This is a genomic window from Staphylococcus equorum (assembly GCF_029024965.1).
Classification (GTDB): domain Bacteria; phylum Bacillota; class Bacilli; order Staphylococcales; family Staphylococcaceae; genus Staphylococcus; species Staphylococcus equorum.
This window is the reverse complement of record NZ_CP118982.1, coordinates 1,269,102-1,280,719: the sequence shown is the minus strand read 5'-3', so window position 1 is coordinate 1,280,719 and position 11,618 is coordinate 1,269,102. Positions and strand designations below refer to the sequence as shown.

The 11,618-nt window shown below is 33.7% G+C and carries 10 protein-coding genes; all 10 read right to left on the bottom strand.

Translation table 11 applies throughout. The annotated features are described in order from the left end of the window. Positions 1-11: 11 nt before the first annotated feature. Positions 12-935: a peptidase U32 family protein gene (locus PYW44_RS06210; protein ID WP_021339133.1), complete on the bottom strand. Its 924-nt coding sequence runs from the start codon at positions 933-935 to the stop codon at positions 12-14. Continuing rightward, complete coding sequence (locus tag PYW44_RS06205) at positions 932-1,573, bottom strand: O-methyltransferase (RefSeq protein WP_021339132.1); 642 nt, start codon at positions 1,571-1,573, stop codon at positions 932-934. Before PYW44_RS06205 ends, PYW44_RS06210 begins: the two co-directional genes overlap by 4 nt. Before the next feature lie 444 nt (positions 1,574-2,017). Next, positions 2,018-2,350, bottom strand: coding sequence for a DUF1292 domain-containing protein (locus PYW44_RS06200; RefSeq protein WP_002507440.1), 333 nt, complete (start codon positions 2,348-2,350; stop codon positions 2,018-2,020). Between the two features lie 16 nt (positions 2,351-2,366). Continuing rightward, entirely contained in the window at positions 2,367-2,795 is a 429-nt protein-coding gene (ruvX, locus tag PYW44_RS06195; protein WP_002507439.1) for a Holliday junction resolvase RuvX, read from the bottom strand. Positions 2,796-2,798: 3 nt separating this feature from the next. Then, positions 2,799-3,059 carry an IreB family regulatory phosphoprotein gene (locus tag PYW44_RS06190; protein ID WP_002507438.1) on the bottom strand — a complete coding sequence of 87 codons (261 nt, stop codon included), beginning with the start codon at positions 3,057-3,059 and terminating at the stop codon, positions 2,799-2,801. A 69-nt stretch (positions 3,060-3,128) separates the two neighbouring features. Further along, on the bottom strand, positions 3,129-5,759 hold the full coding sequence (gene alaS / locus PYW44_RS06185; RefSeq protein ID WP_021339131.1) for an alanine--tRNA ligase: 2,631 nt from the start codon (positions 5,757-5,759) through the stop codon (positions 3,129-3,131). A 353-nt stretch (positions 5,760-6,112) separates the two neighbouring features. Further along, a complete protein-coding gene (gene recD2, locus PYW44_RS06180) occupies positions 6,113-8,509 on the bottom strand; it encodes an SF1B family DNA helicase RecD2 (protein WP_021339130.1) in 2,397 nt (798 codons plus the stop codon). 3 nt (positions 8,510-8,512) lie between these two features. After that, positions 8,513-9,178, bottom strand: coding sequence for a tetratricopeptide repeat protein (locus tag PYW44_RS06175; protein WP_002507435.1), 666 nt, complete (start codon positions 9,176-9,178; stop codon positions 8,513-8,515). Between the two features lie 124 nt (positions 9,179-9,302). After that, complete coding sequence (gene mnmA / locus PYW44_RS06170; RefSeq protein ID WP_115075987.1) at positions 9,303-10,415, bottom strand: tRNA 2-thiouridine(34) synthase MnmA; 1,113 nt, start codon at positions 10,413-10,415, stop codon at positions 9,303-9,305. Continuing rightward, positions 10,416-11,558, bottom strand: coding sequence for a cysteine desulfurase family protein (locus tag PYW44_RS06165; RefSeq protein WP_021339127.1), 1,143 nt, complete (start codon positions 11,556-11,558; stop codon positions 10,416-10,418). Between the last annotated feature and the right edge of the window lie 60 nt (positions 11,559-11,618).

Here is an 11,618-nt window from a genome sequence, read left to right as displayed (position 1 = left end):
TTAAACCTCCATCAATATACTGTTTGTTTAAATAAAAAGCCTTCGTCAAACGGACGATGTTCTGGTTGTATAGCTTCAATTGGGTCGACAAGCATAAATTTTTCATCTTCATAAACTTCAGGATCTTCGTTATATAAATCAATGGCTTCTCTATATTGTTCTGTACATACATTAATATAGGTTTCTGATTGTAATACACCATCTATTTTCAATGCATCTATACCTGCTGCTAAAAGTGGCTCTAACTCTTCAATGAGACATATATCATTAGGTGACATGATATGTGTACCATTATAATCCTCATACACCGGATATTTATTATCACGTTCTTCATCGTATAATAATAATTCATTTGCTTGTTTATTTCTTTCAATTTTCATTTGTCGTTCTTGAAATGTATAATAATTGCCTAATAGCATACGTTTAGATTGGAACATGCAAGTCATTCCATGCACTTGAACTTCAATCTCAACATCAGCATTTTCCTTAATATTAATAATCTCTTCTAAACTAAGCTCTCTAGCTAATTGAGCACGTTGAGCACCTTTTTTTCCCCAATAATTACATTGAAAATAATTGGTAACAAGTGCTTCAGCATCCCAATTTAATGGGATTGGATGTGCTTGTTCTTTTACAAACATAACCACTGCCGGGTCACCAAATATAATTCGGTCTACTTTAATTTCATGCAAAAAATTAATATAAGACGCTAATGCGTTCAGATGATAATTATGAAAAATGCCATTAACAGCAGCATAAGCTTTTTTACCTTGACTATGTATTAAATTCACAGCTTTTATCATGTCATCTTTATTAAATTCACCTGCAAGCCTTAAGCCGAATTTTTGTTCGCCAATTACAAAAGCATCAGCACCTTTTCCAATTAATGTTTCAATATGTGCAACAGATTTTGGTGTTACTAATAATTCTGTCATTTTGATTCCCCTTTAATTGAAATTGCCAAACCATCATCCATGTTTAAAAAATTAGTAGTATAATCCGTGTGGTTCATTAGCCATTCATTGTAATCTTGTACTTTCTTTACCATTTGTCGGACATTTCTATTACGAACGACAGAAATATCAGATACAAAACCGTGATAAAGTACGTTGTCAGTAACTACGATGCCCCCTACTTTTAATAAAGGCGTATAAAGTTCAAAAAACTTTTTGGATTGTGCCTTCGCTGCATCAATAAATATCATATCATAGCTGCGATCATCCACATTTTCAACTTGCTCCAATGCATCGCCTTCAATTAATCTAATTTGGTTATAATATTGAAATAACTCAATATTTTCTTTCGCTTTATCTTGCATTTCTACATTACGTTCAATTGTAGTCACATTAATTTTTTCAGAAATAGAGGCAAATTGCATAGCGCTATAACCAATTGCAGTTCCAATTTCTAAAATATTAATAGGTTTATGTAATCTAATAATTTGTTTTATCATTTCTAAAGTGAGCTTATCAACGATGGGCACTTGATTTTCCTCTGCATAGGTTCTTAATGATTCAATATCTTTATCAGTTTGCTTATGCAAATTTAACAAATATAATTGATTATTATCCATTTTCATAACTTCCTTTGTTGTAAAATGATACTTTCGATTTAAATAATAAAATAAATCAGTCAGAATAAATTGACTGATTGTCTTTAATAAAAGTAATTGGTTACTCGCTTTTTATAAGGGTACACGTTCAAGTATTGATACAGAGATATATCATAAATATACATAACGTACGATTGAAATTAACTTTATATATTTTACCATAAACTAGCATAAAATATAAGTGTAAATTGTGCTTTGAAGCTGTGGTGAGCTTTATGTTGTGTTTACCAAAACGGAAGTCTCTGTTTAGAATATGAACTGGACGGGGACTTATGCCAACGATAAAAAAACTGTCAACAAAACTTCACACGTTTGTTGACAGCAAGAAAGGATGATTTCTAATGAAATCATCCTTTAGTTATTTATTAGTCCTATACGAGACTATATGTGGCTTTTATAGTTATTTTATTCGTGGTCGTGATCGTGGTCATGATCGTCCATTTCAGTATTAACTACTTCTTCAATCATATCCCACTCCTCATCTGTTTCAACAGGTAAGAATTTACCACCTTCACCATTTTCGTCTGGTTCGTTGATCATTGGTACTAATTCAATTAAATCTTCATCATCAGATTCAGCGCCTTCTTCAGCAAGAATGACATATTCTTTTTTGAATTCTGGGTGGAAAAATTCTAGGACTTTACGGTATAAAACTTCATTACCTTCTTCATCATATAGTGTTAATAATTCCTCTTCGTTGTTAATTTCTAATTCTGCATCTTTATTCTGTTCTGTCATTATTAAACGCTCCTTTTTATTGAATAGAGTCTAAATAGCCTTGCAATATAAAAACTGCTGCCATTTTGTCTATTACTTTTTTTCGTTTCTGTCTAGAAACATCTGCTTCCAGTAAAGAACGTTCTGCAGCCATGGTACTTAATCGTTCATCCCACATAATTATCTCTACAGATGGCAGTGCTTCTTGAAGTTGCTCCTTGTATTGTAACGAAGCCTCGCCTCGAAATCCAATAGAATTGTTCATATTTTTAGGTAAACCTATAACAACAGAGCCAACATTCTCTTTTTTTATAATTTTTACTAATTGTTCAATACCTAGTTCATTGTTTTCTTCGTCTATACGGAGTGTGTCTAATCCTTGGGCTGTCCAACCCATTAAATCACTTACTGCAATGCCTACAGTCTTACTTCCAACGTCTAAACCTAATATCTTATGCTTTAACATATATTATTTTGAATTCTCTTGTAAATAATTCGAAACAAGTTCTTCCATAATATCGTCACGATCTATGCGGCGTATTTGGTTTCTAGCCTCGTTATTACGAGGTATATAAGCTGGATCACCTGATAGTAAATAACCTACGATTTGATTTACAGGGTTATATCCTCTTTCTTCCAACGTATTATAGACATTTTTCAATACTGTTTTGACATCTTCTTTTGGAATTTCATCGTAATTAAACTTCATTGTTTTATCAAAATTTTCCATTCTTTTAGCACTCCTTCGTATCAAGTAAAAAAAGTTCTTATTTACATTCTACATTACTATGCATTGAAGTTATAGAGATTTAATGTAATCTTTAATGAAACGTAATGATTCTGTGATGTTTTCAGGTTGAGTACCTCCACCCTGAGCCATGTCAGGACGGCCTCCGCCTTTTCCACCTACAATAGGTGCCATGTTTTTAATAATATCTCCTGCTTTCACTTTAGCAGTTAATTCTTTTGGTACAGTGGCAACTAATGATACTTTTCCATCTACGTTACTTACTAATACGATTACTGTATCTTGTAATTTCGATTTAAAGTCATCCATCGTTTCACGAATTGCTTTGGCATTTGCAACTTCAACTTCTGTCGCTAAAACTTTCAAGCCATTTATATCTTCAACTTGGTCAGTGATATCACCCATTTTTAAGGCTGTAACTTCCTTGTTTTTTTGCTCTAATTGTTTTGTAAGTTCTTTTTCATCAGATTGCATTTGCACTATTTTTTCTAATACTTGCTCATCTGTTTTAACTTTAACTTGAGTCTTAACAGCATTAAATTTCTCTTGTACAGATTCTAAATATAGAAATGCTGATTTACTTGTAAATGCTTCGATACGACGCACGCCTGCACCTGTACCTGATTCACTAACAATTTTAAACAATCCAATTTCAGAAGTATTATTCACATGGATGCCACCACATAACTCAATAGAATATGGTGCCATATTTACAACTCTTACTACATCACCATATTTTTCACCAAATAGTGCCATAGCACCTATTTGCTTAGCCTCATCTATTGGCATTTCTTGGATATTAACATCGATGCTATTCCAAATCTCTTCGTTAACACGTTGTTCAACACGATCAATCTCTGCCTGGCTCATAGGTCCGAAATGTGAGAAATCAAATCTTAAACGGTCTGCTTCAACCAATGAACCAGCTTGATTCACATGATCACCTAACACTTCTTTTAAAGCAGCATGTAATAAGTGTGTGGCACTATGGTTTTTCTTGATTGCACGGCGGTCTTCGTGATTCACGCTTGCAGAAACTTCAGCATCTTTTCTAACTGTTCCAAACTGAACTTCACCTGTATGTAAGTTCTGTCCATTCGGTGCTTTCGTTACTTCAGTCACGACAATTTCAAATTGTTCGTTACTGATTATGCCTTGGTCTGCAACTTGTCCACCACTTACAGCGTAGAAAGGTGTTTCACTTAATACAAAATGAATTGTTTCTCCAGCTTCAACTGTATCTACTAATTCTCCGTTATAGATAATATCAGTAATCGTTGTTGCTTTATCCATGATGTCGTAACCCACAAACTTACTTTCAGTAGTTATTTTTTTCAATACTTCACTTTGAATCTGCATAGATTGAGAACTTTGACGTGCTTGTCTTGCTCTATTCCTTTGTTGTTCCATTTCAATTTCAAAAGTCTGCATATCAACAGAAAGGTTTTCTTGTGTTGCGATTTCTTCAGTTAATTCAACTGGGAAACCATAAGTATCATATAATTTAAACGCATCTTTACCATTGATTTCCTGAGTTGAATCTTTAGCTTTTGCAACTAAATTATTTAATATTGCAAGCCCTTCTTCTAAAGTTTCGTGGAAACGTTCTTCCTCTGATTTAATAACACGTTTAATAAAATCTGATTTTTCTTTTACGTTTGGATAATAAGGTTCCATAATATCCGCAACGATATCAACCAACTGATACATAAATGGTTCATTAATTTCTAGAGATTGACTGAATCTTACAGCACGTCGTAACAATCTACGCAATACATAACCTCTGCCTTCATTAGCAGGTAAAGCACCGTCAGCAATGGCAAACGCAATTGTACGTATATGATCAGAAATCACTTTAAAGGCAACATCATACGTATCTTTTTCTAAGTATTTTTTGCCAGAAACTGCTTCAACTTCATGAATAATAGGCATAAATAAGTCAGTTTCATAATTTGTACGTACATTTTGGGCGATAGAAGCCATTCTTTCTAGACCCATGCCAGTATCAATATTTTGGTTTGGTAATGGTGTATAAGTGTGATCTTTATTATGATTAAACTCGCTAAACACTAGATTCCACACTTCTAAAAAGCGTTCATTTTCTCCACCTGGATACATTTCTTCTTCAGGATCATCATGACCAAATTGATCGCCACGATCATAGAATATTTCAGTGTTGGGACCAGAAGGACCTTCACCTATATCCCAGAAATTACCTTCAATTCGGATAATTCTACTTTCTTCTAATCCCATTTCTTCATTCCAGATTCTATATGCTTCCACATCTTCAGGATGAACTGTGACATAAAGTAATTTCGGATCCATTGCCATCCATTTCTCACTTGTTAAAAATTCCCATGCAAATTGGATTGCTTCTTTTTTAAAATAATCGCCAATTGAGAAGTTTCCTAACATTTCAAAGAACGTATGGTGTCGTGCAGTAAAGCCTACGTTTTCAATGTCATTGGTACGAATCGCTTTTTGTGAATTCACGATACGAGGTTTTCTCGGTGTTTCTCTACCATCAAAATATTTTTTCAATGTCGCAACACCAGAGTTAATCCATAGTAAAGAATCATCATCAATAGGCACTAACGGCGCTGAAGGTTCAACCATGTGTCCCTGTTCAACGAAATAATCAATAAAACTTTGTCTAATTTCACTAGCTTTTAAGTTTTTCATCCTTAAAATTCCTCCATCTCAAATCAAGTTATAACAGTTATAAGAAAAAATTGAAAATAAAAAACGCCCATCCTCATAAAAGGGACGAACGTTTCGCGGTACCACCCTGGTTATAAGCATTAGTAAATCTATTTCTATCTAAATTTTAAAGATTTACATATCAGACGATAGTTATTCTTAAAATTTACTAACTCACACTTATCACTTAATTAGTTATTATTTATACTGACATAAAGCAGCGTTCAACTGTATTATCTGTACTTTCCACCAACCAGTACATCTCTTGTTGTCTAACACAGTCTACTCACCTTTATGCTAAGTTAATTATATTGTATTTACTTTCGTTACTAATGTCAATCTTCTACAAAGTCATATGGTGAAATGTCTCCCATGTTGATCATAGGGTTAATTTTAAAGATATTATCTTCAGTCAAAATGATATCTGCATCAATTGTTTTACTGATTGCAATACTATCTTCAGCATCTTCAGTTACTTCGTTATTGAAATAAGTTTTCAGAAATGTACATAATTGTGTCATTCTCACTTGACCGTGTGTTTTCAATCCAATATCAAATGCTTGTGGGTCACCTAAAAATATAAGCGACTGTTTCGCTCGAGTAAGCCCTGTATATAAAATAGGTTTTTGTAACATTCTAAAATATTGCTTGACCATTGGCATGATGACTATAGGAAACTCAGAACCCTGAGACTTATGAATAGATGTGCAATATGCATGTGTTAATTCTAATAAATCTTTTCGAACAAACGTTATTTCATTGCCCTCAAAATCAACGACAAGTATGTCTTTATTTAATGCATTTTCTTTCGCCCAAAATATACCTACGATTACACCGATATCACCATTAAAAATATTATCACTTGGTCGGTTCACAAGTTGTAAAACCTTATCTCCTTTTCTAAAAACAACATCACCAAACTCAATTTCTCGAGTATCTTTGTCTTTAGGGTTCAATATATCTTGCAAGACCGTATTTAGTTTTTTAATACCTGCGGAACCTTTATACATAGGTGCTAATACCTGAATATCACTCATGTCATATCCTTTATTTACTGCACTTGTCACTACTTTTTCAACTACTGTGGGTATTTGTTCAGTCGTACATTTGATAAAGTTACGATCATGGAAACGCTGTGTAATATCAATTGCTTCGCCCAATTTCATTCTATGTGCCAACTCAATAATACTAGAACCGTCTTGTTGGCGGTATACTTCAGTTAAATTGACACGTGGGATAACTTTTGAATCGATTAAATCTTTAAACACTTGTCCAGGACCAACAGATGGTAATTGATCTTCATCACCTACTAATATAACTTGTGCGTCTATAGGTACTGCACTCAAAAATTGATGAAAAAGCCATGTATCAACCATCGACATCTCATCTATAATAATAAGTTTTGCAGATATTTCATTTTCTAAAATATCTTCAGGTTGTGTATCTTGATTCCAACCAATGAGCCGATGTATCGTCATTGCTTCTAATCCTGTAGATTCTGCAAGCCGCTTTGATGCTCTGCCGGTAGGTGCCGCAAGCACAACAGGGTAATCGTCATTTTGGTAATCATCATAGTCTAACGATAAACCATGAATCTCTGCATATAGCTCTACGATACCTTTGATTACTGTCGTTTTACCAGTACCTGGACCACCAGTTAGTAGCATGATTTTAGTATTGATTGCAGTTTGTAGCGCGTCTCTTTGTGAGTCGGCATATGTTACTTCATTACGGTTTTCTATTTCACCAATTTCAAGCAATAATTCTGATTGCTCAATTTCTTTTAATTTATTTGTATGCGTAAAATTGCGATATAAGTTTTGAACACTTTTCAACTCTGAATAATACAAACTTGGTATAGCAACTTCATTTTCTTGTTGGATTAATTTCGTATCATTTACTAAATCTTGCAATACATTTATAAGTTGTTGTGCATCAATCATTTCTGCTGGTGGTTGAGACAACATATCTTGTGTCATTTCCATAACATTATTTGTAGGTAAATATGTATGGCCTTGTTTAATACATTCTTCTTCTAAAACATATAACAAACCAGCTTTCAGACGTTCATCATCATTAAATTGAATTCCCACGTTACGTGCTAAAGCATCTGCTTTATTAAAACCGATTCCTTTTACATCATAAACCAATTGGTATGGTGTATTTTCAACAACTTTAAGTGTCTCACCTAAATAGGCTTGGTATATTGCCATAGCAAGCTTCGGACCAAAACCTAAGTCGTGAAGTCGTATAATGATTTGTTCTGTTTCTTGATTACTAGCGATTTGTTCTGCGATTTGCTTTTGTTTCTTTTTTGGTAGACTCGGTACTTTTTCTAAAACAGCAGGATCATTTAATATATCACTAATGGCATTCTCGCCTAACTTATTTACAATACTTTGTGCAGTTTTTTTACCAATACCTTTAAAAAGATCGCTGGATAAATAACTAATGATTGCTTCTTTTGTTTGCGGCAACTCTTTTTCAAACGTTTCAGCTTTGAGTTGCTTACCATATTTAGAATGTGTTACAACTTGGCCTTTAAACGTGTAGACATCACCTTCAGCAATTTCCGGGAAAAACCCTACAATTGTAGGCATTGAATCGAAATCTTCATTTGTTTCAATTGTATCTACCTTTAAAACCGTATAAAAATTTTCTTTATTTTGAAATAAAATAGCATCCACGGTTCCTTTAATCATTGAATTGTTAAATAATGTAGGGTCTTCCATTAGTTATTCCTCCTCTGCTATAGATTTAAAAGTTTTGATTGCGTGTTGACTCATCACATGTTCTGGATTTGCTTCAACTGCACGTTCGAAAATTTGAATTGCTTGTGTTGTATCTTCAGTTTGCATATAAGTAGCTAAGCCTAGATTATATAAAGCATCTGAATGCTTCTCATCTAAAGTTAATACATAGTTCAATTGAGTGATTGCTTGTTCAAACATTTCTAAATGACATAATACAAGACCATATTGAAATTGAACTTCTACGTCTTTACGGTCATCTTTTTCAGCGGCAGTCATTAGGAACGGTAATGCTTCTTTAAATGCCTCTAGTTGATTAAATGACATACCAATCATATAATTGGTATCCACTAAATCTACATTGTATTTTAGAGCTTGCTGATATAGTTTGATTGCTTCACTAAATCGTCCTTCATTATAATATACATTGCCTAAATTATAATAAATCGCACCATTTTCTGGATCGAGCGTTATTGCTTTTTGAAAAAACTTTTCAGCCTTTTCAACTTCACCCGCTTCGGCTATTAAAATACCTGCATTTATATAGTTTTCAACTTCTTTGGGATTTTCTTCAATATTTGCAAATAATGCTGTTAACGCTTCTTCAATATTACCTTGTTTAATTAATTTATATATTTGTTCTTGATCCAATTTAAACCCTCATTTCTGACTATTCATTATAACATTTGCTCATCTTTTTTAAATCATATTTCAGAAAAAGAAATCGTTAGTTACTATAATATATAGCTTACTAACGATTTCTAAGTAAAATGTATTATACGACGTAACTTAACTGACCTGATTCTTTAAAGACATCATCAATTGTAGCGCCACCCAAACATACATCACCATCGTAAAGGACGACAGATTGACCCGGTGTGATTGCTCGAACTGGTTCAGCAAATGAAACGCGAATTGCATTGTCATTTTCTTTTTTTACAAATACTTTAGTATCTTTTTGACGATATCTAAATTTAGCAGAACATTCAAAGCCTTCTTCTAAATCAACTGTATTCACAAATGAAATATCAGAAGCGATTACATAGTCACTGTATAATGCATCATGATGAAAACCTTGTTCTACATATAATACGTTGTCATCTAGATTTTTACCAACTACAAACCATGGATCTCCATCTCCGCCAATACCAAGGCCATGACGTTGACCAATTGTATAATACATTAAACCTGCATGTGTACCGATTTTATCTCCTGTTAATGTAACCATATCGCCAGATTGAGCTGGTAGATATTGAGATAGAAATTCTTTGAAATTACGTTCTCCTATAAAACAAATACCTGTAGAATCTTTCTTTTTAGCAGTTGCTAAATCTTGTTCTTCAGCAATGCGACGTACTTCTGATTTTTCAATATCCCCTATTGGGAACATAACGCGAGATAATTGATCTTGTGATAATTGATTTAAGAAATAAGTTTGGTCTTTATTATTATCGACACCACGTAACATTTCGACATGACCATCTTCATGACGTCTTACGCGTGCGTAATGACCAGTTGCAACATAATCTGCACCTAGTTTTAATGCATGCTCTAAGAAAGCTTTAAATTTAATTTCTTTATTACACATTACATCTGGATTAGGCGTGCGTCCTTTTTTATATTCATCTAAGAAATAAGTAAATACTTTATCCCAATATTCTTTTTCGAAATTAACTGCGTAATAAGGTATACCGATTTGATTGCAGACGGCAATTACATCATTATAATCTTCTGTAGCCGTACATACCCCATTCTCGTCAGTATCATCCCAATTTTTCATGAATATACCTATGACATCGTAACCTTGTTCTTTTAATATGTGTGCCGTTACAGAACTGTCTACGCCACCTGACATACCGACTACCACACGTGTATCTTGATTTGACAACTATATTTCCTCCTTAAATTTATGATAAATTTTGTGTATTTCTGCAGTTATATATTTAATTTCTTGTTCAGTCGTTTGTTCATTGAAACTAAATCTTACAGAGTGTTTTGCACGTTCTTCATTGCCATACATTGCTACTAAAACGTGCGATGGTGTCGTTGTTCCTGCTGTACATGCAGAACCTGACGAGACATATATATTAGATAAATCCAATAAGGTAAGCATCGTTTCTACATCAACGAAAGGCAAATATAAATTAACGATATGCCCTGTTGAATCTGTCATAGAACCATTCAATTCAAATGGAACTGAGCGCTCTTGTAATGTAACGAGAAATTGGTTTTTCAAATTCATTAAATGAACATTATTATCGTTTATATGATTATTCGCTAAAGTTAAAGCTTCAGCTAACCCTACAATTTGTGGGAGATTTTCTGTGCCTGCTCTTCGTTTTGCTTCTTGTTCCCCACCTAATTGTGGAAATTGTAATTTTGTATCATCTTTGACTAATAAAGTCCCCACACCTTTGGGACCTCCAAATTTATGTGCGGTGATACTCATCGCATCAATGTTAAATTCATGAAAATCTATTTCCAAGTGCCCTATCGCTTGAACTGCATCAACGTGAAACAAAGCGTTAGATTCAGCAATGATATCGTCAATATCATACATAGGTTCGACTGTACCTATTTCGTTATTAACAAACATGATTGACACTAAAATTGTTTCGTCCGTGAGTGCTGCTTTTAATTGGTCAAGTTGTATTAAGCCTTCGTGATCCACATCTAAATATGTTACTTCAAAGCCTTCTTTTTCGAGTTGTTCAAAAACATGGAGTACAGAGTGATGTTCAATTTTAGATGTAATGATGTGTTTACCTTTATGTTGACGTTCGTACGCAATACCCTTTATTGCAGTATTATTAGATTCAGTAGCGCCACTGGTGAATATAACTTCACTTGGCTTAGCATTAAATATCTTCGCTACCGTTCTGCGCGATTCATCGAGATATTTTCTTGCGTCTCTTCCCATACTATGAATAGAAGACGGATTACCATAATGAACGCTATAAACATCCATCATCTTATCTATAACTGCTTGTTTGACTGGTGTTGTTGCAGCATAATCTGCATATACTTCCATGTTTGACACTCCTAACAATTTTATCAATGTTCCAATGATAGCACCATCTAATCAAATTTT